General features: G+C 46.6%; 21 protein-coding genes and 1 riboswitch. Of the genes, 1 reads left to right on the top strand and 20 read right to left on the bottom strand.

Features of this window, described 5'->3' with window-relative positions:
* Positions 1–11 precede the first annotated feature (11 nt).
* The 16 genes from cbiB to BI182_RS03500 all read right to left on the bottom strand — a co-directional run bounded on the left by cbiB (position 12) and on the right by BI182_RS03500 (position 16267).
* A complete protein-coding gene (gene cbiB, locus BI182_RS03575) occupies positions 12–1025 on the bottom strand; it encodes an adenosylcobinamide-phosphate synthase CbiB (RefSeq protein ID WP_324251093.1) in 1014 nt (337 codons plus the stop codon).
* On the bottom strand, positions 1022–2524 hold the full coding sequence (locus BI182_RS03570; protein ID WP_286805590.1) for a cobyric acid synthase: 1503 nt from the start codon (positions 2522–2524) through the stop codon (positions 1022–1024). Before BI182_RS03570 ends, cbiB begins: the two co-directional genes overlap by 4 nt.
* 95 nt (positions 2525–2619) lie before the next feature.
* Positions 2620–3384 (bottom strand): precorrin-6A reductase, encoded by a 765-nt coding sequence (gene cobK / locus BI182_RS03565; protein WP_250934526.1) that lies wholly within the window; start codon positions 3382–3384, stop codon positions 2620–2622.
* Positions 3381–4118: a precorrin-3B C(17)-methyltransferase gene (gene cobJ, locus BI182_RS03560; RefSeq protein WP_070369545.1), complete on the bottom strand. Its 738-nt coding sequence runs from the start codon at positions 4116–4118 to the stop codon at positions 3381–3383. Before cobJ ends, cobK begins: the two co-directional genes overlap by 4 nt.
* Before the next feature lie 26 nt (positions 4119–4144).
* A complete protein-coding gene (locus BI182_RS03555) occupies positions 4145–5200 on the bottom strand; it encodes a cobalt-precorrin 5A hydrolase (protein ID WP_286805587.1) in 1056 nt (351 codons plus the stop codon).
* Between the two features lie 4 nt (positions 5201–5204).
* Positions 5205–5963 carry a precorrin-4 C(11)-methyltransferase gene (gene cobM, locus BI182_RS03550; protein ID WP_070369546.1) on the bottom strand — a complete coding sequence of 253 codons (759 nt, stop codon included), beginning with the start codon at positions 5961–5963 and terminating at the stop codon, positions 5205–5207.
* Between the two features lie 30 nt (positions 5964–5993).
* On the bottom strand, positions 5994–6785 hold the full coding sequence (locus BI182_RS03545) for a sirohydrochlorin cobaltochelatase (RefSeq protein ID WP_228879227.1): 792 nt from the start codon (positions 6783–6785) through the stop codon (positions 5994–5996).
* 30 nt (positions 6786–6815) lie between these two features.
* A complete protein-coding gene (gene hemL / locus BI182_RS03540; RefSeq protein WP_286805584.1) occupies positions 6816–8114 on the bottom strand; it encodes a glutamate-1-semialdehyde 2,1-aminomutase in 1299 nt (432 codons plus the stop codon).
* 157 nt (positions 8115–8271) lie between these two features.
* Positions 8272–9237 (bottom strand): porphobilinogen synthase, encoded by a 966-nt coding sequence (hemB, locus tag BI182_RS03535; protein ID WP_070369549.1) that lies wholly within the window; start codon positions 9235–9237, stop codon positions 8272–8274.
* 165 nt (positions 9238–9402) lie between these two features.
* A complete protein-coding gene (gene hemC / locus BI182_RS03530; protein WP_286805582.1) occupies positions 9403–11820 on the bottom strand; it encodes a hydroxymethylbilane synthase in 2418 nt (805 codons plus the stop codon).
* A gap of 22 nt (positions 11821–11842) precedes the next feature.
* Positions 11843–12427 (bottom strand): precorrin-2 dehydrogenase/sirohydrochlorin ferrochelatase family protein, encoded by a 585-nt coding sequence (locus BI182_RS03525; protein ID WP_286805580.1) that lies wholly within the window; start codon positions 12425–12427, stop codon positions 11843–11845.
* A complete protein-coding gene (gene hemA, locus BI182_RS03520) occupies positions 12405–13697 on the bottom strand; it encodes a glutamyl-tRNA reductase (protein ID WP_286805578.1) in 1293 nt (430 codons plus the stop codon). The genes BI182_RS03525 and hemA overlap by 23 nt, the downstream gene beginning before the upstream one ends.
* Complete coding sequence (locus tag BI182_RS03515; protein WP_228879246.1) at positions 13672–14514, bottom strand: energy-coupling factor ABC transporter ATP-binding protein; 843 nt, start codon at positions 14512–14514, stop codon at positions 13672–13674. The genes hemA and BI182_RS03515 overlap by 26 nt, the downstream gene beginning before the upstream one ends.
* The gene (gene cbiQ, locus BI182_RS03510; protein ID WP_228879248.1) at positions 14507–15208 is read right to left on the bottom strand and encodes a cobalt ECF transporter T component CbiQ; all 702 of its coding nucleotides are present in this window, start codon (positions 15206–15208) and stop codon (positions 14507–14509) included. The genes BI182_RS03515 and cbiQ overlap by 8 nt, the downstream gene beginning before the upstream one ends.
* A 35-nt stretch (positions 15209–15243) precedes the next feature.
* Positions 15244–15543 (bottom strand): energy-coupling factor ABC transporter substrate-binding protein, encoded by a 300-nt coding sequence (locus BI182_RS03505; protein WP_070369555.1) that lies wholly within the window; start codon positions 15541–15543, stop codon positions 15244–15246.
* Positions 15521–16267 carry an energy-coupling factor ABC transporter permease gene (locus BI182_RS03500; protein WP_070369556.1) on the bottom strand — a complete coding sequence of 249 codons (747 nt, stop codon included), beginning with the start codon at positions 16265–16267 and terminating at the stop codon, positions 15521–15523. The genes BI182_RS03505 and BI182_RS03500 overlap by 23 nt, the downstream gene beginning before the upstream one ends.
* Before the next feature lie 184 nt (positions 16268–16451).
* Positions 16452–16629: riboswitch (cobalamin riboswitch) on the bottom strand.
* 198 nt (positions 16630–16827) lie between these two features.
* Between BI182_RS03500 and BI182_RS03495 the strand changes: the two genes are divergently transcribed.
* Entirely contained in the window at positions 16828–18864 is a 2037-nt protein-coding gene (locus BI182_RS03495) for a putative bifunctional diguanylate cyclase/phosphodiesterase (RefSeq protein ID WP_250934522.1), read from the top strand.
* Positions 18865–19065: 201 nt separating this feature from the next.
* Here the strand turns inward: BI182_RS03495 and BI182_RS03490 are convergent, their stop codons facing one another.
* The 4 genes from BI182_RS03490 to BI182_RS03475 form a co-directional block, all read right to left on the bottom strand.
* Entirely contained in the window at positions 19066–21051 is a 1986-nt protein-coding gene (locus BI182_RS03490) for an FtsX-like permease family protein (protein WP_286805573.1), read from the bottom strand.
* The gene (locus BI182_RS03485) at positions 21044–21811 is read right to left on the bottom strand and encodes an ABC transporter ATP-binding protein (RefSeq protein ID WP_286805571.1); all 768 of its coding nucleotides are present in this window, start codon (positions 21809–21811) and stop codon (positions 21044–21046) included. The genes BI182_RS03490 and BI182_RS03485 overlap by 8 nt, the downstream gene beginning before the upstream one ends.
* Before the next feature lie 121 nt (positions 21812–21932).
* Positions 21933–22943 (bottom strand): sensor histidine kinase, encoded by a 1011-nt coding sequence (locus BI182_RS03480; protein ID WP_286805569.1) that lies wholly within the window; start codon positions 22941–22943, stop codon positions 21933–21935.
* A gap of 1 nt (position 22944) precedes the next feature.
* Positions 22945–23619: a response regulator transcription factor gene (locus BI182_RS03475; RefSeq protein ID WP_286805567.1), complete on the bottom strand. Its 675-nt coding sequence runs from the start codon at positions 23617–23619 to the stop codon at positions 22945–22947.
* Between the last annotated feature and the right edge of the window lie 216 nt (positions 23620–23835).

The raw sequence follows: 23835 nt of genomic DNA, 5'->3' as shown, positions 1-23835 counted from the left end.
TACCAATTGTCTTATAAAGAAAAGATAATCACCGCCATCAAGGTGGCAAAAACCATCAGGACAACCTCACTGCCGTACATGATCGTGATGGTTTCCCGGATATCGAGAATTTCCAGTGGGCTTTTGGGGTCACCGATAGTCGGCTTTTCCAGCACCTGTCCAAAATACTGATTGGTGCCGCCCAACTGAATACCTAAAAGTCCGGCCACCACCGATTCGGGGTGGGCCGAGTTGGGACTCTTGTGGTTGTGACGATCCCGTTTAAAAATACGACAGCCATCATTGAAGGTATATCCCAAAAACATTCCGGCAACCAGCATAAAGATGCTGCCGATGCGGGCTGGAATCCAATTGATGAGATCGTCAAATTTTGCCGAAGCATAGCCAAAGTCCTTATAGGGTTCCTGGATGTAGCCGACCATTGAGTCCAGGGTGTTGGTTGCCTTATAAAGCATGACCAGCATCACGGGATTAAGCCAGGGCACCGGTATTAAGGCACCCAGCAGCAGATAGAAAATTGGTGCCAGAACCCCATCAATGGTATTTTCGGCGGTGGTTTCCACCGTCGCCCGGATGATTTCTTTTTCTTTGAGTTCCGAGGTATCCCGTCCAACCAGATAGCCAACCTGAACCCGGGAGACTTCAATATCGCCGCCCATTAAGGCGGTCATCACTTTTTGTACTTCAACTGCCAGGGTTTTAGCGGCCAGGGCGGTGACAATCAGATAGAGGTTAAAGAGGATGTAAAGATAAATGTTGATGCTGTACAAAAGCCACTGCAGCCCAAAAACGATTGCCCCGGTTAGGCCCAGCACTAAAAATAACAGCAAAAAGCCTTTGGCCTTGCGATGCTTGCCGTGATTCAGTTTTTTATTTAAAAAGCCGATGGTTTTACCGATGGCAATGATCGGATGGGGCAGCCAGGGAGGATCCCCGATCAGCCAATCCAACACCACGCCGATGAGGATCAGTAAAAACCAAAAGCCTCCCCCTAAACCCAGGGGAAGTCCTTCGATCAGATTCACTTTTCTATTTCTCCAATGATTTCCATTATTTTATTCATATCCAGATTCGCTTCCACTGTCTGGGCCAGCAAATCATACTGTTCTTCTTTAAAAGCCTTAAAATCAAAGGCCGCTGGGCCAGCTTCCAAATTCTTTTTGATCCGTAGCGCTTCAATGATTTTTTCCCGCAGGCCGTCGTTGTCAAAGATACCATGAAGATAAGTTCCCATGACGGTGCCATCTTCGGCAATCACGCCATCGATGGTGCCGTCATCAAGAATGGCAAACGGTTTGGCATGATCCAGCGCTTCGCTGATGCCCATGTGAATTTCGTAACCTTCCACTTCCATGTCAGCCAGCTCAATTCCCATGAAGTTCCCCTGAACCTTGCCAGCTGTCCTAACGGTCCGCTTTTCTGCTTCGATGGTGGTGACAATGTTTAAAAGCCCCAAGCCTTCAATACTGCCCTTGGTTGATTCGACCTGGAAGGGATCGCGAATTTCTTTGCCCAGCAACTGATAGCCGCCGCAGATGCCCACAATCGGGACGCCGCAGTCATGGAGCCGATGGATTTCATCACCCATCTTGCTGTTAATCACGTGACAGGTGTCATCAATGGTATTCTTGCTGCCGGGAATAACCAGCAGATCCGGGTTGGCCAACTGTAACTCCCGCTGATTGCGATAGTATTCCACCTTGACATCGGGGTGCATTTCAAAGGCGGTGCAGTCGGTAAAGTTCGACAGATGGGGCAGATAGACCACGCCAATCGTGATCAGACCTTCAGACTGATTATCAAAGCGTTCACTGACACTGTCTTCATCATCAATAACAAAGCGTTTATAAGGAATGACGCCCAGGCAGGGCACATTGACCATGTCTTCGATCATTTTGATACCGGGTTTTAATAGTTCCACATCGCCCCGGAATTTATTGATGATAAAGCCTTTTATCCGGGCTCGTTCTTCGGGTTGCAGTAGCATAATTGTACCATAAATCGAGGCAAACACGCCACCCTTGTCGATATCGCCAATCAGCACAACCGGCGCATCCACCAGCTCGGCCAGTCCCATGTTGACAATATCATTGTCCCGCAGGTTGATTTCAGCCGGACTGCCGGCCCCTTCGATGACAATGACATCTTTGTCTTTAGCCAGCGAATCGTAAGCCGAAACCACAATCTCCACCAGTTTGGGTTTATGGGCGTGATAATCCATGGCATCCATATTAAATTCGGCTTTTCCCATCAAAATGACCTGACAGCCAACATCGGAATTTGGCTTAAGCAGCACCGGGTTCATCTCGACCTGGGGTTCGATCCGGGCACACTCGGCCTGAACCACCTGAGCCCGGCCCATTTCTTTGCCGTCTTTGGTGATAAACGAATTAAGGGCCATATTCTGGGATTTATAGGGCGCCACCTGATAGCCGTGGTCATCTAAAATCCGGCACATGGCGGCAGTGATCAGACTTTTTCCAACTGACGACCCGGTGCCCATAAACATAATATTTTTTGCCATGATTTCTCCTTTTTCTCTATAAGCACAGTGTGCGGGCGATCACGGATCGCCCCTACGTTAAATTTCTAATACGATATCTATCTAAACCTGATTTCTTAATGATTCTTCAATGCGCAAACGACGGCGTCTTCAACGGACGTGATCACCCGGGGATAGGCGACGGCGGGTCGGCGGATAAATAAAATTTTAGCATCGACCTGTCGGGCGGCTGCAACCTTCTCGGGGATGCCGCCAACGTCGCCGCTGTCTTTGGTTACAACAAAGCCGATCTTATATTCTTTCATAGTGGCGACATTCATCTCCACCGAAAAAGGGCCCTGAAGCGCCAGAATATGCCGGGGTTTATAGCCCAAATTTTCACATTTTTTTAACACCCCTGCTGTGGGCAGGACGCGGATATAGGTGCGGTCTTTGGGCAGCCCTTCAAAGGCTTCCAGTTGTCGGCTGCCGGTGGTCAAAAGAATATTTCGGTCACTTTTTCCCATTGCTCCAATCAGATAATCCCGGGCATCTTCGTAGGTATGATAAGCGATAATATCGCTTCCCTCGTCAATATGTGATGGTCTTTCCAGTCGGATATAATCGATATTCATGGCATCACAAGCCCAGATTGCATTTTCAGAAATTTCCCGGGCATAGGGGTGGGTGGCATCGATACAGAGATTGATATTATAAATGGTGATGGTTTCCCGTAGGGTTCCCGCATCCAACTGTCCTGAGATCTTTGTTAAGAGGGGGTTTTCTGCGATCTGATCGGTGGCGATATTGGTCAGCGATGAATAGCAGACTTCTTTTCCCTCTTCAAGCAGAAGTTCAGTTAATATTCGGCTGTCAAGGGTTCCTCCCAATACCAGAATCAAAGCTGATAACCTCTCGGGGTAATCATTTTTAATTGATCCCGGGTTACATAGGTTTTGGAATTACCGATGATCACCATCGAAAACATATCAATCTCTGCTTCATTCATTTTTTTGAGGGTGGTGATCACATACGACTCATCTTTACGCTTGGCATTACGCACAATCCCCACTGGGGTTTCCGGCGCTTTATATTTCAGCAGAATTTCCTGGGCAGCTTCAATATTGTGGGGACGACCCTTGCTTTTGGGGTTGTAGAGGGTAATAATAAAGTCCCCTTCACCGGCACAGTGCAGCCGTTTTTCAATGACCGCCCAATCCGTCAGCAGATCACTGAGACTGATCACGGCATAATCATGCATCAGCGGAGCGCCCAGTGTTGAAGCAGCGGCATTGGCAGCCGAAATCCCGGGAATGATCTCAACTTCAACGTCACTGTTTTTTGCTTCCACAATTTCCAGCATGATCCCAGCCATTCCGAAAACACCGGCATCGCCGCTACTGACCAGACAGATTTTTTTGCCCTGTTCAGCCAACTCCAGGGCTTTTTCGCAGCGGTCAATTTCCCGGCGCATCCCTGACGACATAACTTCCTTGTCGCCAATTAAATCGGCAATAATATCGATGTAGGTTTTGTAGCCAACAATAATATCGGCATCTTCCAGGCTGGCTTTGGCCGCCTCGGTCATATGTTCATACAGACCGGGACCAATCCCGGTGACATAAATTTTGCTCATTTTTTCTCCTTTTATATACAAGGTTTTCAATTTTCATCCCGCCAGACCGACAGGGTAATACCGCCCAATTTCTGTTTTTCCAGCAGGCATTTTCCGAAGCCGGAGGCGACAAAGCCGCAGGGTTCGGAAACGGCATAAAGACCGGTGGTTTTAAAAACAAAATCGGACGCGTCAAAACGACTTTGGACCATTTGCACCATTTCATTGGGGATGATCACCTTTTTTGCGGCAAAGAAAGTACAGGCTTCGATAATTCCCGGTTCATCTGCTTTCAGACCGATGGTAGCCAGGGACTTGATCCCTTTCTCGCTGAGATTCAAAGCGGCCAGTGTCTCTGTGATGGCCTGAATGATCCGCTCGCCCGAGGTATCCCGACGACAACCGACCCCCAGTACCAGTTTTTTGGGCACCAGCTTGACGCTGGGTATTGGCAGGTCAGTTTTTTGGGTATCCAGCGTCGTGATAATCGCACCGGAATATTGATTGATTGTGGTTAAATCCACGACTGTTTTAATGTTTTGGGGCAGCACTACTGCATCCAGATCACAGTTTTCCTGATTAATCAGGGCAATCGGATCGCCATTCAAAATCAGCGCCGTGACATCCTTGGCATCAGTAAAATTATCGATGGTGCAATGAATTTTTTGAGCCAGTACATCCACCGCCATGGTACCTTTAACATCAGTGCCGGTAGTAATCACCGCCTGCGCCGACAGGCGTTTGGCGACCAGCCGAGCGGCGTCATTGGCGCCACCCAGATGGCCGGACAGCAGACTAATAACAAACTCGCCATTGGTATCCATCACCAGAATCCCCGGATCGGAGGATTTATGTGCCAGATGGGGGGCAATCGCCCGAACCACAATGCCGGTTGCCATAATGCAGCAGATGATCTGGTATTCCCCAATGATACTGCCCATAAAGGTAGTAATATCGGTGGTGATAATTTTTGTGGTTTCATTGGCGTATTTTTCTTTGGTGTAGATCTGACATTCCCGGTCATCCAAATGTTTTGCCAACCGGTTCGCCAAAACCATGCCATCCTTTGACAGGGTGACAATGGCCCATTTTTCAGTTTTCACGGTTTTATTCAACCCCTTGACGGTATTCGTGGGTAAAGCTGGGATCATACAACTTGGATAAGCTGTACTGATCGCCGAGGAAATCCCCCACTAAGATTTGGGCGGTCTTGGTAATATTTTCGTCCTTTACTTTCTGGGCAATGGTTTCCAGGGTTCCCATGACAATTTTCTGATCTTCCCAGGTTGCCCGTTGGATAATCGCAATCGGGGTGGTTGGGGCATAATGTTTCATCAATCGTGCCACCACATCGTCAATCATCTGAACCGACAAGAAGATACACATCGACGCCTGATGGGAGGCCAGATCTTCCAGCTTTTCTTTTTCCGGCACCGGAGTTCGACCTTCCAAACGGGTTAAAATAACGGTTTGGGATACATCCGGCAAGGTAAATTCTTTTTTAAGGGCGGCTGCTGAGGCCACAAAGGAGCTGACCCCGGGAATTACATCAAAGGGAATGCCCAGCTCGTCCAAGCGGTCCATCTGTTCCCGGATGGCACCATAAATAGAAGGATCACCGGTATGAACCCGGGCAATTTTCTTTCCTTCTTCCGTGCCCCGTTTAATCACGGCAATCACATCATCCAGGGTCATTGAGGCAGAATTAAAAATTTCGGCATCGGGCTTATGTCCGGCAATAATGGCTTTGTTGACCAAAGAACCGGCATAAATTATAATATCTGCTTCGTTGACAATTCGTTGACCCTTAACGGTAATCAGTTCCGGATCTCCTGGGCCTGCACCCACCATATACACTGTATTCATAAAATATTTCTCCTAAACTCTATAATGTCCCTACATTTCTGTAACGGGTTGTGCTTTCTTTAAATGATCTAAAAACATGTTCTGAATGCCGGTATATTCACCCAGGCCTTCCAGGATACATTCGACTTTAAACCGCTGTTCTTCAAGAACGGTTCGCCAGGAATCTTCTTCATCACTGGCCATGTCATTAATCGCATGATCACCGGCTACCAGCATAAAGGGCGCCAGATAAATCTTTTTATATTTCTTTTCCAGAAGTAACGGCACAATGTTTTCCAATTCCGGGAAACCTTCGACCGTCCCCACATAAACATCCTCATGGCCCTTCATTTTAAACATATAATCCAGGCAGGGATAGGTGGAATTGGCGTGGTGATCGCTGCCATGGCCCATATAAACCAGGGCTTCGCCTTTTTTGAGCTTGGGCATCTGTTTCATCACGATGTCCACCGTTTCTTCGTAATCTTCAACCGTGGTTAACAGCGGTCGGCCCAGGGTCAGGGATTCAAAGTCTTTTTCAAAGGCCTTCAGTTCTTTTAGGGTAATGTCATACTCATAACCGTTGATGATATGGGTGGTCTGACACTGCACGTGGGTATAACCAGCTGTTTTCAGCTTTTTAAGGGCTTCTTGCGGGGTATCCACGGATTCGTTGTCCCGGCTCTTCAGTTTGTTGATGATCATACGAGAAGTAAAGGCTCGATAAAAATCATGGTCCGGGAATGCTTCTTTTAAGCGGTTCTCGGTAGCTGTGATGGTTTTTTTTCGGGTCTCAGGGTAAGATGTACCAAAACTGATGACCAGTAACGCTTTTTTTTCCATTAAGTGGTTCTCCTATTTATGTTATTATTTCTATTTTGATTCAGATAAAGACAGTAATGCCTGGTAGTGATCTTCGATGGTTTTCTCAATGTCCGCTTTGGTGTGGGCGGCGGAGAGGAAAATACCTTCGAATTGGGCTGGCGGCATCAGGTTGCCAGCGTCCAGCATGGCTTTAAAATATTTGGTGTAGGCTTTGGTGTCCGAGGTCATCACGGCAGCATAGCCATCAATGGGGACATCGGTAAAGAAGCAGCAGGTCATCCCTTTGAAACGGACCATCTGGGCTTTGACACCGGTTTTTTCAATGTTGGCCTTAAAACCGGCTTCTAACAGCTTGGCGTTTTCTTCCATTTCGGTGTAAACCTCGGGATGATCCCGGAGGTAGGTCAGGGTGTTGAGTCCCATTTTCATGGCGATGGGATTTCCGGATAGGGTTCCCGCCTGATAAACACCGCCTAAGGGGGCTACGGTAGCCATAATATCCCGACGTCCACCGTAGGCACCAACCGGCATGCCACCACCAATGATCTTACCGAGCGTGGTCATATCCGGTTTAATATCCAGGACTTCCTGGGCACCACCGTAAGCCAGACGGAATCCGGTAATGACTTCATCAAAAATCAATACTGTTCCTTCGGCTTCGGTAATGACCCGCAGCTCTTTCATAAAACCCAGATCGGGTGGAACAACGCCCATGTTACCGGCCACTGGTTCGACGATGATGGCGGCAATTTCGCCGGGGTTTTCGGCAAAGAGGGCTTTGACGCTGGCAATGTCGTTATAGGTTGCTACTAAGGTATCTTTAGCTGTGCCCGGGGTCACCCCGGAGCTGGTCGGAACGCCAAAGGTCAAGGTGCCGGACCCGGATTTTACCAGCAGGCCATCGGCATGGCCATGGTAGCAGCCTTCAAATTTGATGATCTTATCCCGGCCGGTATAGCCTCTGGCGACCCGTAGGGCACTCATCGTCGCTTCGGTGCCGGAACTAACCATCCGCACCATTTCCATGGTGGGATAGGCCTCAGTGATCAGTTTGGCAACCTCAACCTCAATGGCGGTTGGAGCTCCAAAGCTGGTGCCTTTTTGCAGCATTTCCTGAATCCCGTCAAAATAAACGGGTGAGACATGACCTAATATCAGTGGCCCCCAGGAACAGATATAGTCGGTATACTCGTTGCCATCAACATCATAAATTTTGGCACCCTTGCCATGGTCAATAAAAACCGGTGGCATCTCCACTGATTTAAAGGCCCGTACTGGACTGTTGACACCGCCAGGGATGTATTTTTCGGCTTCGATAAATAATTGTTCTGATTTTTCTCGATTCATAATCTCTCCAATAATAATTATTTCACTATCGTGTAAAACTCAGGTGTTCGCTCCCAACCGTACCGACCAATGACCAAGGGGTCACAACATGATGTAACAATTGTCGGTACTGCGTTTGTCTTAAACAATAGATTCATGACTTATAAATGATTTGCTGTTATTGATAATCCTTCAGCATCGCCTGCAGTTCTTTGGCAAAATAGGTGATGATGATGTCGGCGCCAGCCCGTTTGATGCTGATCAGGCTTTCAAAAATCGCCCGGCGATCCATCAGATTGGCATCGACAGCATTTTTGATCATGGCATATTCGCCGCTGACCTGATAGGCGGCCATCGGTAAATAAGAAAGTTCCTTGCCCTGAGCGATGATATCAAGATACGGCATGGCAGGTTTAACCATCACAATGTCAGCTCCTTCATCGATATCCAGAACCATTTCTTTTAAGGCTTCCCGGGAATTGGCCGGATCCATCTGATAGCTGCGGCGGTCGCCAAAGGCTGGGGCCGAGTTGGCGGCATCCCGGAAGGGGCCATAAAAACTGGAAGCAAACTTGGCCGAATAAGCCATGATCGGAATCGATTCATAACCGGCTCGGTCAAGGGTTTCTCGCATATGATCGATGCGGCCGTCCATCATGTCCGAAGGGGCGACCATATCAGCTCCGGCTTCGGCATGGCTGAGCGCCGTTTTGCTTAAGGTTTCCAGGGTCTGAGCCCGGCGGATCTCACCGTTTTCTTCAAAGAAACAACAATGGCCGTCGCTCTTGTACTCACACAAACAGACATCGGTGATCACATACATTTCCGGATCAACCTTTTTAATCACCCGAATGGCTTCCTGAACCAGACCATCGGCTACAAAGGCAGGGGTAGCTTCACCGTCTTTTTCGTCAGGGACTCCAAACAAAATGACATAACGAATGCCCAGTTCTTTTAACGCCAGGGTTTCCGCCCCGAGCATATCCAAAGACAGGTGGTACTGGTCTTTCATCGAGCCGATTTCTTTGCGCACTCCCTGTCCATCGACTATAAACAGCGGATAAACCACATCATTCATGGACAGCTGGGTTTCCCGGATTAAATTCCGAACCGCCGTATTTTTTCGTAATCGTGTTGGCAACATATTGCTGACCTCCTAATTTACTTCTAGTTATTTGCATGCACCGTACCGACCAATTGTTAATCTGTTGTTCGCCGCGGAATCGGACAGGCTCTGCCATGTCCGCTCCGATGCGTACAACATGATGTAACCAATTGTCGGTACTACTTCAGCTCTTTTACTCAAGTTTTATTTCTGTGAATCCTTCAAAATCGCATCCAGCATGCCCTGAATGGTATAGGTTTCGGCTTCGATATCGACAGTGATACCCAGCTCAACACATTTCTTTGAGGTCTGGGGCCCAATCGATACGCATTTTGCGGTGTTAATGGCATCAATATGGGCGGCGCCGATTTTTTCGACAAAAAACTCGACGGTGGTGGAACTGGTAAAGGTAATATAATCAATTTCTTTGTTATTTAACATTGCCAGCGGATCAACAGTGGCATGATCTTCGCGGATGGTTTCGTAGCTTTGAACCTCGTCGACTGGACAGATTTTTGACAATTCTTCGACCACATAGATCCGGGCATTTTTAGATCGGGGAATCAGCACCCGGCTGTCTTTAGTGAGCAGCGGCACCAGACCGCTGACCAGTTCTTCGCCGACATATTTATCCGGCACAAAATCGGCTTGCAGGCCCCGGGCTAAGAGGGCATTTTTGGTACCTTCGCCAATGGCGGTAATATGCAGGTTGCCAAAGGCTCGGGCATCTTTGCCACAGCGGGCCAACGAATCAAAGAAGACTTCCACGCCATTGATGCTGGTAAAAATAATATGGCTGTAGTCCTTAAGGCACTTCACCTTTTCGTCACAGGCGGCTTCGTTAATGGGGACAATTTTGATGGTTGGGAATTCAATGGCATTGCCACCCAACTCCGTGATCTTTTCAACCATTTGAGAACTCTGTTCCCGGGACCGGGTGACGATAATGTTTTTGCCAAACAATGGTTTTTCATCAAAGAAGCGCAGTTTTTGCCTTTTATTCACGACTTCGCCGACCACAATCAGGCTCGGCGCCGTGATTTTTGCTTCCGCGGCAATATCATAGATGGTGGTCAGGTTTCCGGTGACCACCCGCTGATAGGGGGTGGAGGCCCGATGCACCACAGCCACCGGCATTTCCGGATTCATGCCGTTTTTAACCAGTTCGTCACAGATCTTTTCCAGATTTTTAACGCCCATTAAAAAGACGATCGTGCCTTTGAGTTTGCCCAGCACCGGCCAGTCCAGATCTGATGAACCGTCGTAGGCGTTCGATTTTAAATGCCCGGTGATGACATGAAACGATGATACACAGTCCCGGTGGGTAATCGGAATCCCGGCATAGGCCAGTCCGCCGATAACCGAGGTAATCCCGGGGATCACTTCAAAGGGTACCCCAGCGTCATAGAGGTCTTCCCCTTCTTCGCCACCCCGGCCAAAGACATAGGGGTCGCCGCCTTTTAAGCGCAGGACCAATTTACCTTCCTGGCCTTTTTGGACTAACAGGGCATTGATATCTTCCTGACGCATGGCATGATTGCCAGCCCGTTTGCCAACATAAATTATTTCGGCATCGGTGCGGGCGTCATTTAGAAAGCTTTCATTAACCAGAGCATCATAAACCACCACATCAGCTTTAGTTAGAATATCCTTGGCTTTAACGGTCAGTAGGCCGGGATCGCCGCAACCGCCTCCGGCCAGATAGACCTTTCCCGGTTTTTCATGCACTGCCTGATAACATGCTTTAGCTAATTGTTTTCCCAAATTTTCTGCCTCCTCAGGTGCACCTTTTATGGATCGGGTCACCACCCGACTCCCATCTTCCAGACCATACAATCCGTATACTGTAATTTCCGCTGCTTCTATTTCGCAAAATGCGCCCACCGGAATATGACAACTCCCGTTTAAGGCATTTAAAAAACTTCGTTCCGCTTCCATCTGAATGATGGTGTTTTGATCGCTGATGGCAGCCATCAGTTCGTTAACCATCTGATTGCCTTCCCGAACTTCCACCGCCAGGATGCCCTGGGCCGGTGCCGGGATAAAGCTATTCTCCGGTAAGGTCACGGTCTGGTAGGCTGAGTCTTCCAAGCGGCCAATCCGTTTTAACCCGGCTGCCGCCAGAATGATGCCATCCAATTGCTGCTCCTGCATTTTGCGGATTCGGGTGTCGATGTTACCACGAATACCCACAATTTCCACATCCGGCCGCAGTTTCTGCAGCTGAGCAATTCGCCGCTTGCTGCCGGTGGCCACCACAGCACCCTTGGGCAACTCATCCAGGGCAGTAATCCGATGGGGTGTCAACAGGACATCCCGGGGATCCTCCCGAACCGGTGGCACCGTTAAGACCAGGCCTTCCGGCAGCTTTGACGGCATATCCTTCATACTGTGGATGGCCATATCGATCTCACCGGATAGTAGCGCATCTTCTAACTCCTTGGTAAACAAGCCCTTGTCGCCAATTTTATCAAGCGGTTTATCCTGAACCAGATCACCTTTAGTTTTAATAATCACCATTTCAAAGTTTACCTGCGGATGGGCTTTCGCCAGTACATCAATCAGCCACTGGCTTTGGGTGCGGGCCAGGGTACTGCCCCGTGTTCCAACTTTTATATTCATTTATCCTATCTCCAATTGTCAGTTATTTTCCTAGTTTTGACCTGAGTTCCGCATTGGAACATCGGGACAAGGCTTTTAGTTCTGCGGCTTTTTCGTTCGGCGACCCATCGCCAGCTAAAACTGCCTGGCGCAGCAATCGCAATAAGGCGGTTTTTTCGGTGTAGCTGTCATCATAGTGCTCGGCCAACTCAGCAACAATCTGCTTCGTTAAGAAGGGACTTGCCCCTTCGGTACAGACCGACAGGGTTAAGTCCCCCCGGCGAATGACGCTGGGAAAAATGAAATCCGAATCATCGGGATCGTCGACCCGGTTACACCAGATTTTTTGGGCTTGACAGTCCTTTTTGATCTGCCCATTCAAGGCACGATTATCGGTTGCCGCCACCGCCAGATCAATGTCAGCCAACTGATCTTTGTGATAGCTGGCATAAATCAGGGTCAGCTGATTGTTCTCTGTTTTAATAATCCCCTCAGAAAAATCCGGACTCACAGCGATCACCTGCATGCCGTTTTCCAATAAGATGACAATCCGTCTGGCGGCCACCTTCCCGCCGCCGACCACCAGGGCCTTTTTATTTTTTAAATTAAATAACAGCGGTGTCATCATTTTGTTGATCTGCCAATGTTTTTTTGTCCTGAATACCCGGGAACAGGTAGGTCACGGTTTTTTCAATGCCAATAATTTCCTCTTCGCATTCCAGCGACTTCAGCTGTTTAATCGGCGGCATCACCATTTCCCTAAATTTAGAGCGGATTACCTTGGCCAGATAGACTTCTTCTTTTTCGGTCAGGTTTAATTTTCCGCAAAGGTTCTCAATCGTTTCCTCGGCCAGTTGCCGGGAGGTTTCGTTTAAATCCCGGACCATGTTGTCGACCTTGGCGTGCGTCACCCAGGACAACAGTCCATCGATTTCATCCTGAATTTCGGCTGCTATTTTTTCGGCGACTTTGACCCGATAGGCCATCTTTTCATCCATGATGTTTTTAAAATCATCAATGGTCAGCAGCGTAACCATCGGCAAATTGCCAACGGCTTCTTCGACATCCCGGGGCAGCGCCAGATCGATCACTGTCAGCGGTTTATGGAGCGGCTTCATTTCATCGGCCTTTAAAACAACATGGGGTGATGCGGTGGCGGTAATAATCACATCCATTTCAGGAATAATCGCATAGCGGTTTTCATAGTGGATCGTTTGGACGTTTTCATGAATCGCTTCGCACTGATCCATATTATGAAAGGTCCGGTTGGTCATGTAGGGATTCTGAAAGCCCTCGGCCTTCATATAGCGCAGTGCCAGCACGCCCATTTTTCCCGAACCGATGATCAGTATTTTTTTATCGCCATAATCATTAGGATACTCCCGCTTGATATGCTTCACTGCGGTTGAACTTAAAGATAAGGGGGTTTCGGAAATTTTATAATCGGTTTTTACTTTTTTAGTAAAAGTGATCGCTTCGCGAAACATTTTTGTCAGGTATTTGCCACAGCCTTTAATTGCCTGAGATTTTTCCAGCGCATCCTTGACCTGGCCAAGGATCTGGTCCTCACCCAGAATCATCGAGTCGAGACCGGTGACCACCTCATAGAGATGAACCATCGCTTCCCGCTCTTTTTTGACAAACAGATAGGGCGCCAGTTCTGCTGATTTTTCGCTGAGATAAAAATCGGTTAAGATCTTTCCAGCTGCTTCAGGGTGGCGGGTTGACACATAGATCTCGCTGCGGTTGCAGGTCGACAGAATGATCACCTCGGCGATATCCGGCTCACCTAAAAGGGTCCGGATCGCTTCATTCAGGGTGCGATGGAGAAAAGCCCCTTTCTCCCGAATTTCTAAAGGTGTATCCTTATGATTAATGCCCGCTACTACCAGTTTCATCCGTTTGAACCTCCTTTTTCTGATTCCTGATCGCTTCTTCCAGAGCGGCAATACTGCGAAACCCTTTAATCCCCAGACACTGTTCCAGGCGAGTCATCGTCGCCTGTTCCAGACTGGCCGTTTCCAGGGCTTCGGTGTTTTTAAAAACGTCGGTGGTTTCACCTTCGACCAGTACCCCGCCATGATGGAGCACATAAGTATAATCACAAAATTCATAAATAAAATCCATATCATGGCTGGATAAAATAATCTTGATGCCTTTGGCCAAAGCGCCTTCAATAATCGCTTTAACCCCGGCCTTGCTTTTGGGATCCAGCCCCAGGGTCGGTTCATCCATCAGGATGATCTCCGGCTCGACGGCTAACACCCCGGCCATGGCCACCCGTTTCTTTTGTCCATAACTCAGATAGTGAACCGGTCGGTCAGCCAACTGCGTGATACCAGTCGCTTCCATGGCCGCCTGCACCCGCTGATCGATTTGCTCCGCTGCCATGCCCATGTTTCGCAGGGCAAAGGCCACATCGTCATAAATGCCGGAATAAAAGACCTGCTTATCCGATTCCTGGATGACCAGCCCAATCGATTTGCGAAATTCATAAAGTTTTTTTTTCTGATAGGATAAAGGTTGATCCTTAAAAAAAACGGTTCCCCCGGTCGGCTTGAGTAGCCCAATCAAGGCCGACATCAGGGTCGATTTGCCGGCCCCGTTTTCGCCGATCAGGGCGATGCAATTGCCCCGGCTGCCGTCAATCGACACCCCCTTGAGAGCGATGGTGCCATCTGGATATTGATAGGTTAAATTTTCTGTTTTAATCATTTTTAAGACCTTTCCGATAGCTTACATGAAAGTCTCCCTGGTATTGCTTCAGCTCCAGGGTTTTTGTCATTTCCTCGTAGCTCTGGATGGCCATGAGAAATAAATTGCTTAACATCATTGCGATGGATTGGAGTGCAACTCTTACATTACGGTAGCCAAACCGCAGTTCCTGCGCAGTTGCCATCAGTTTTATTTTGTCCCAGTAATCAAAGATGAAGCGGTAGGTTAAAATAAATATTTCTAAAAACGTATTACTGATGTGAGCTTTTTTCATGACTCCGGCGATCTGCATTACCGGGGTGGTGTAAATTAAAAAAAGCATACAGGAAACACCAGCCATAGCTCGGCAAAAAACCAGACTGGCCAGCACCAGATTGGTGGTGGTGATGCCGATGGTGAACTGGGAAAAGTTAACGGCCCATAAATAATCGCCGCCACCTTTTGAGATCGTAAACAATAACGCCAGGGCTCCGGGAATAACAAAGAGCGAATCAAAAATCAAGGTATGTAGATAAATCCGTACCGGAATTTTTGCCCACAGCAGGGTACAACCCACCATAACACCAAAAACCCCTGCCATATACAGGGGTTGATTGATAAAAAAGACTGACAGGAGCATGACCAATGAAACCACTACTTTGACAGTAGGATTGGCATTACTGAGTTTATTGGTATGGGCAAAACGATCAATCATGTCCGTCTCCTTCTAAAGATGCTGTTAATATTTGGCTAAGCTGATTTATCAGCCTTTTCATTTTTTTTCGATTTTTTATAAAGATAGAAAAAGCAGATTCCCAGTCCGCCGACGCCTAGCAGCTGTTGGAAATGAAATAGGTTTTCTTCCAGATCGCCGGGATCAAACAAACTTTCAAACCAGGGCACATAATTTTCATCGATTGTGGTGATAGCTGTTCCGGCGGCATCATCGGCTCCCGAAAATTCAGCGTCCGGCAAAGCAATCTGAGGGATAACAATCAGGGCGCCAATCAGCAAAACCAGAATAACTTTAGTTATCAGTGAGAGTTTCATTGGAAATAATCCCCTTTTCTTTATATTGGTAAATAGCATTAACTACCAGGACGGTTAAAATACCTTCGATAATGGCCAGCGGTATCTGGGTAATCGCAAAGATACTTAAAAACTTAACCATTGAAGCGGCAATCCCGCCAACCGGATCCGGGAAAGCCAGGCCCAACTGGATGGAAGTGGTTACATAGGTTGCCAGATCGGCTAAACACGCCGCCAGAAAAACGGTTAAGGCCTTCGGCACGTTGAGTTTTGACAAACCTTTGTAAATCCCATAAGCCACAAAAGATCCCACAATTGCCATTGAAAAGGCATTGGCGCCCAGGGTTGTCAGTCCGCCATGAGCCAACAGCAGCGCCTGAAACAATAGCGCAATGGTACCAACCACTACAGTGGCAAAGGGACCCAGTACAATGGCACCCAAACCAATCCCGGTCATATGTGAAGAGCTGCCAGTTACCGAAGGAAGTTTAAACGCTGATAAAGCAAAGGTGAACGCCGTGGCAATGGCTAACAGCACTTTTTGTTCGGGTTTATCTTTAAATATTTTTCCCACCTGATATAATCCAAATGCGATAAACGGTAGGGAACATATCCACCAGAAGACTGCCCAGCCAATCGGCAGAAACCCTTCCATGATATGCATGGCGTTGACTGGCTGTGATGCCAGAACGACCATAAAAAACACAATACCGGCAACGGTCATGGTTCTTTTTGCTTTTTTCATCTTAACGATCAACCTCCATATTTTTATAACCTCTTGAAAAAACCTTTCCGAAAAAAAAACCTTTTACCCACATTACGATGGGAAAAAAGGTTTCATCATTATACGTATTCATCAATTCGATAACTAAACGCCAAAGAACCAACTTTTGTTAATGTTACTAACTTCCCTTTTCCCTGGAAGGACACTTTAGTACATCATTTTAGTAGGTTTCCTGACTTATAGCGTTTATTCCCCTTGCCTTCCCAGACAATACGTGCCCAGTGACATATTAAGGAGACATAACTAATTACAGTGACCGGATCGTTCTGGATTCTAACCAGATTCCCTCAATGAAATTTTCATCCTAAATGATTTTTTACATTTCTTATTTAATTGTGTTTATATTATAACATGGATATGACAAAAGTACAGGTTTTTTTAGATGCCTTAAGGCTAAAAAACGGCTTTCCTGAAATCACTGCAGATAATTTTTTAGTTAGCGTTCTATCACTCGCAATCAGATCCCAAAAATGATACAATAGAGCAGCATATTTGTAATTCTTTAATGGTAAAGAGGTGGTATGATGAACAACATTAAATTCAAGCGAACCATACCGGTTGTGTTCGATTTATTAAATGCCGAAGATGATCCTGCCCAAATATTATATTATCAAAATCTAATCACCTGTATGTGGGCGTCGCCCCTTTTATTTTTGGGCGCCCTGGCCAATATCATTGTTGTGTACTTTTTTTGGGACGGCAATTTATTTGAGGTACTGTTAAACAGCGGGATATTTTTATTGCTGGGGCTAAGCTTTGAATTCATTTCCCGAAAAGAATTGGCCATCAATTTATTTGATCATCTCGTTTCACTCACCCAATCCATCACTCTGGCTTTTATCGTCGTCCAATACTACCAGATTATCGGTCCGGCAGTATGGTCTGTTTCGTTTGTGATGATTATCCTTTCACTGATGCGATTAAAAATAACGATGCTTTATTACATTGCCATAACCACCTTTGTCTGCGGCTTGTATGTCACCTTTTTGTTGCCAGTTGACGGATTTCTTTTTAGCCCGGTTTATTTTTTAATTCAAAATCTGCTGTTCTGCTTTATTTTCTGCCTGGCTTCAGCAACTTTTTATCTGAATTTGAATCGCTATGATAAAGCCGTGGTTCGTCTGAATGCGGTTACTTCGCAAAAAGAAAAAATTGCCCGGCTCTACAAAAAACTAATCCTTACCAAAAAGACACTGACCGTTCAGAATCAGGAACTTCAGGCCTTCAATGAAGAAATAAGGAAGAACGAAGAACGGCTCCATTTTCTGGCGTATTACGATGGTCTGACCGAGCTCCCTAATCGCAAAATGATTCTGGAACGCTTGCATCTGCTCGTTAATCTTTCCGAAAATGAAAAGGCATCCTTTTTTATTGTCTTTATCGATCTGGATAATTTTAAAAAAATCAATGATACCATGGGCCATCTCTATGGTGACGACTATTTAAGGTATACTGCCAAGCGTTTGAAGGAGCTCGTTCATGAAGATGATTTACTTGGCCGATTGGGCGGCGATGAATTTGCCCTGATCATTCAGCGGAATATCAAAGAAGATGCTGCTTACAACTACGTGGAAAGCCTGCGCAATGAACTATGTGATAAAATCAAAACCAGCTGCTCAGAATTTAAAGTCAGTGCCAGCTTCGGTATCTCGGTCTTCCCGCAGGATGGCAAGGATCCCATTGAGCTGCTTAACAGTGCCGATACCTCAATGTACAAGGCCAAAGAGCTGGGCCGCAATAACATTCAATTTTTCAGACCGGACATGAAAGAAGAAATTCTTAATAAGATTCAAATGGAATCCCTGCTCTTGAAAGCCTATGAGAATAAGGAATTTTTCATTGAGTATCAGCCTCAGTTTAATGCCGAGGATCATCGCATCCGCGGCTTTGAAGCCCTGATCCGCTGGGACTCCCCCCACTATGGCCGGGTTGCTCCGATGAACTTTATCCCCCTGGCTGAAGAAATGGGGCTGATCATCGGCATCGGCCACTGGGTGCTTCTGACCGCCTGTCATAAATTCAAGGAACTGGATATGCGTTTTGATCAGAATCTCTGCGTCTCGGTGAATGTCTCGGCGGTGCAAATGCGGGACAAAAACTTTGTCGACACGGTTAAAAACGTTCTTTCCGAAACCAGCATGGATCCCAGGCAGTTGGAACTGGAAATTACCGAATCCCTCTTTATCGATAACATCGAAGAAACCATTGACATGCTCAATGAAATCAAAGCGTTAAATGTCCGAATTTCCCTGGATGATTTTGGCACCGGGTTTTCGTCCCTGAGCTATCTAAGGCGGCTGCCGATTGACACCTTAAAAATTGACAAATCCTTTATTGATGATCTCTCCGATCAGGATTCCTCAATCCGCATTGTCGGCGATATCATTTCACTTGGTCATAACCTGGATGCCCACATTGTTGCCGAAGGTATTGAAAACAGCACCCAACTGGACTATTTAAAAGCCAACAACTGCGATTGCATTCAGGGCTTTATGTTTGGCAAACCCATGAGCGTTAAAGACATGGAAGCACTACTTCAAAAAAATCCCCTGAAATAGGAAACGCACAAACTACCGTACCGACCAATTGTTAATCTGTTGTTCGCTGCGGGATCGGACAGGCTCTGCCATGTCCGCCCCGATGCGTAGGGTCTGACCCCTAGGTCACAACATGATGTAACAATTGTCGGTACTAGGTTATCTTTTTTGATAGTCAAAAATCCCCTGAAATCGGGGATTTTTTAGTTGCCGCAGTTGTTCTTAATGAATCATCTTATAGTATGATCTGGCGGTGAGCAGATAGACGCCGGTATAAACCAGGGCATAAACGACAACACCAGCCAGAGTGCATAAAAAGATCAGCGTTACGTTGGTCAGCCGGAAGGCAGCCAGCATTTTGGTGATCACCGGGAAGGCAAAAGCCACATGAACAATGGCACCGGCCAGGGGCAAAAAGAACACCATCAGAATCTGCTTACGGATGGTTTTTTTAACCTCGGTTTTATCCATTCCCACCTTCTCCATGATCTCAAACCGTTCACTGTCTTCATAGCCTTCGGAAATCTGTTTGAAATAAATAATCAACACCGTGGCCATCATAAAGAGTGATCCTAAAAATACCCCCAGAAACAAAAATCCACCAAAAAAGAAATACAATTCCGTCAATGCTTCATACAGGTTTTGGATGTTGATATCCGGATTGCTCTGGGTTATCGCTGTCCGCAAATTAGCCGAAAAGGTGTTGAGGGTGTCCTCGTCCCCATCGAGATTAAACATCAGGGCATGAAGAGTGGTCTGGGGATCATCGTCATTCTTCATGGTCTGATAAACAGCTTCCATGACGGCATCATCTTTGACAATCAGGTAGTAGGTTTGGCCCATATCCTGGGTCTTTTTAAAGTCCATTGGAATGGCTTCCAGCTGTTCAGTAATCAGATACTGCGCATCGCCAAAAACAATGGTCGCTTGGCCATAATTGTCACCCACCGAAAAGATCAGCATTTCATTTTCAGCCAGACTTTTATTGCCACCGGTTAAGCGGTTATAGTCGTCCAGGGGAATCAGGGTTATGTTCGAGATCCTTTCATAATACCTGGCATCGGTGCTTTCATCCTCAACCATATCCTTCAGAAAATGACTACCTTCCTGAAAAGCTCGAAAACGAGCCAGATCAAAAGAAATTTCATCGCTACTCCTTATCTTCAGTTTCTCTTTTTCCGATTCAACAGTCGCTTTGACCTCAGCGAAATCGGTGTTGTCTACTTCTCCGATAATACTGACATCCATGGGATAAAAATCCCGCCGCATCCCTTCCTGGCCGACATACAGCGATACCGTTGTCGACAGGGTAACTAACACCATGGTGCTTAGAATACAGATATTGGCCAGCCCGACAGCGTTTTGTTTCATCCGGTAAATCATCCCCGATACTGAAATAAAATTGCGGGACTGATAATAAAATTTTTTGTTCCTTTTCAGTTGTTTTAGCAGGGTAATGCTTCCAGAAATAAATAGGGCATAGGTTCCGATGATTACAAATACTACCGCTACAAAGAAAAGCATCAGTGCCTCAAGTGGCGTTTTAACTGACAGGGCAATTCCATAGCCCGCCCCCAGCGAAATCAGCCCGATCACGGTAACGATCCAGGAAGATTTTGGTTCTTTCTCCCCATGTTGTCCGCCTTTTAGGAGATCGATGGGGTTTGAGAGTTTTACTTGTAAAAAATTCGTCAGGAGCGTCAAGCCAAAGATCACCAGAAACACCCCGGTAGTGATTAACAGCCCCCAATAATCAATATGAAAACTTAAGGGGCTCTTGAAATGAACGATATTCAAAAGCAGTAAAAACAGCAGTTTGCCAATCAGTATGCCGCCGATCAGTCCCAGGCTCAGGCTGATCACCGTCACAAAGACGGTTTCATAAAATAACACCCGGGCGATATGCTTTTTTTCCAGGCCCAGGATGCTGTATAACCCGAGTTCTTTTTTGCGCCGCTTGATCAAAAAACTATTGGTGTAGAAAAGAAAGATCACCGCAAAAATACCGATTACGATGATGCCCAGAAAAAGTATGATTTTTAAATTCGTAGATCCGGGCATTTGATCGAGGCCCTTATTACTGTGGATCGAAACCATGGTGTAAAAAGCAATGATTGATCCGATACAGGTTAGAATATAAGGAATGTAGGTATTTCCATTCTTCTTGAGGTTAACCAGTGCCAGCCGGGGATAAAAGAATTTATTCACAATCCTCACCTCCCGACGCCAGCACCGACAACGTATAGGAGATTTTCTGATACATATCATCGTTGCTCATCGAACCCCGATAGATCTGATTGTAAATTTCGCCATCTTTAATAAACAAAACCCGGTTGGCATGACTGGCAGCTGCCACCGAATGAGTAACCATCAGAATCGTCTGACCCAGTTCATTGATGGCTGAAAAAATCTTTAGCAGATTCATTGCCGCCTTGGAATCCAGGGCTCCGGTCGGCTCATCGGCCAGTACCAGCTTGGGCTGGGTAATCAACGCTCGGGCCACAGCCGCCCGCTGTTTTTGTCCCCCGGAAACCTCATAGGGAAATTTCGGCAAAATTTCTTCGATGTTTAATCGTTTGGCCAAGGGACCCAGTCGGCTGTTCATTTCCTGATAATTTTTTTGAGCCAGCACCAGCGGCAAAAAGATATTATCCTGAATCGAAAAGGTATCGAGCAGGTTAAAGTCCTGAAAAACAAAGCCCAGATTGTCCCGCCGAAAGGCTGAGATCTCACTGTCCTTGATGGTAACAATGTTCTTTCCATCAAGAAATACTTCGCCACTGGTAGGCTTATCCAACGAGGCCAGAATGTTGAGCAGGGTCGTTTTTCCCGAACCGGATTCCCCCATAATAGCCACGTACTCGCCCTGGTCCACCGAGAAGCTGACGTTGGATAATGCCTGAACCTGATTTCCGCCAAAACGGGTGGTATAAATTTTCTTTAAATTCTTTACTTCAAGTAATCGCATATTTTTTCCCCTGATCTTAGATTTATTTTATCGATAACCAAAGTATAACGAAAAAGAAAAGCGCCAGCCATCGCTTTGGCTTACATTTCGGTTGTTAATCTTACACTTTTGTAAGATTGGCCTATAACGCTTCAAAGCCTCGGGTTGCCAGATCAATGCTGACCCGGGTACCCTGACCCACCTGGGAGGATACCGTGATCGAATGTGAGAGCTTATTTAACACCTGCTGACAAAGATAAAGACCAATCCCAGTGGATTTTTTATCCATTCTGCCATTGTAACCAGTAAAGCCCCGGTCAAAAATCCGGGCTATATCTTCGGCCCGGATGCCGACGCCGGTATCTTCGATGATCAGGGTTTTTTCTGCGCACTGATCCAGATAAATGGAAATCTTACCCTGATTAGTGTACTTCAGGGCATTGGAAATAATCTGTTCCAACACAAAAACCAGCCATTTTTCATCAGTCAGAACCCGGCAATCGAGTTCTGCCAACTCCAGCGATATTTTTTTATTGATAAAAATAATGCCATATTTTTTCACCGCCTGTCTAACCAGATCCCCCAGATCATACTCAACCAGTAGCAAGTCTGCGGACATGCTCTCCAGCCTTAAATACTGCAGCACCATCTCCACGTATTGTTCGATCTTAAAAAGCTCCTGCCGATATGCACTGATCCGTTCCCGTTCCCCCTCTTCGGTCTGCAGCAACAACCCCATGGCCGAGATCGGGGTTTTAATCTGGTGGGCCCATAAGGTGTAATAGTCAATCATATCGGTTTGACGGTTATCAAACTGAGAGATCAGTTCAGCCCGGCTCTTGGCCAGCACCCGGATCAAGGTTTGATAATTCTCTTCCAGTAAACCCCGGGGCTTTGGTAATTCCCCTAACCCGGCAGTGGCCCCGCTAATTGCTGCATTCAAACGCTGATGTTTTTGATAAAAGCGCCAAAAATCGATACTGGCAAAAACGACTGCCAGTGCCGTTACTAATTCGGCACTGTAAACAATCGGCTCCAGCGGCAGATAGTAGAGCGCATAGACCAGCGCATAGACCAGCATCATTAACACAAAGGCAGCAATTACCTTGATCCGGCTTTTCAGGTAGGCCTTAAAAACAAATGTCATGTTCATCTTAGTCTCCAATCAAATAGCCAATGCCCTTTTTGGTGGCAATAAAATCCGACAATCCGGCCTCATCCAGTTTTTTGCGGAGCCTGGCGATATTAACCGTTAGCGTATTGTCATCCACAAAGCAGTCACTGTCCCAGAGCCGTTTCATAATCACATCCCGGGAAACCACTTCGCCCTTGTTTTCCAGCAGAATCTGGAGGGTCTTAAACTCATTTTTGCTCAGCTCCACTTTTTGATCCGCATAATGAAGGCTGGCATCACCGAGATTCAAAATCGCACCTTTATGTTCCAGCAGGTTGACCTGACCCTGAAAGGAGTAGGTTCGCCGCAGTAGGGCCTGAATTTTTGCCATCACCACCGCCAAATCAAAGGGCTTGGAAATAAAGTCATCCCCGCCCATATTCATGGCCATAACGATATTCATATTGTCACTGGTGGAGGAAATAAAGATAATCGGCACCTTGGAAATTTTGCGGATCTCGCTGCACCAGTGGTAGCCGTTAAAAAATGGCAGCGAGATATCCAGAAGCACCAGCTGGGGATCGTAGGCCACAAAGTCATCCAAAATATAATGAAAATCGTCGATGGCCGCTGCTTCAAGTCCCCATTTTTCCAAATGATTTTTCAGTGCCCTGGCAATAATCTGATCATCTTCGATAATTAGTATTTTATACATAGAATCCATCCAATCATTTTTTATCCGGCAGACAAAATACTCATGAGCAAGGCGAAACAGGCATGATTCGTTGCCGGTTATTCACTATTATAAAGCAAATTAAGCAGATTTCAAAATCCAACTGATTAGATTGTTCATATTTTTTAAAACTCGTCAATAACAACTATATAAAAATCCGGTAAATGGGTATAGATTTAATAACGACACGGTTAATTA

Origin of the sequence: Acetobacterium sp. MES1 (assembly GCF_002237635.1) — a bacterium.
Taxonomy (GTDB): domain Bacteria; phylum Bacillota; class Clostridia; order Eubacteriales; family Eubacteriaceae; genus Acetobacterium; species Acetobacterium wieringae.
This window is presented reverse-complemented; position numbering and strand designations above follow the sequence as displayed.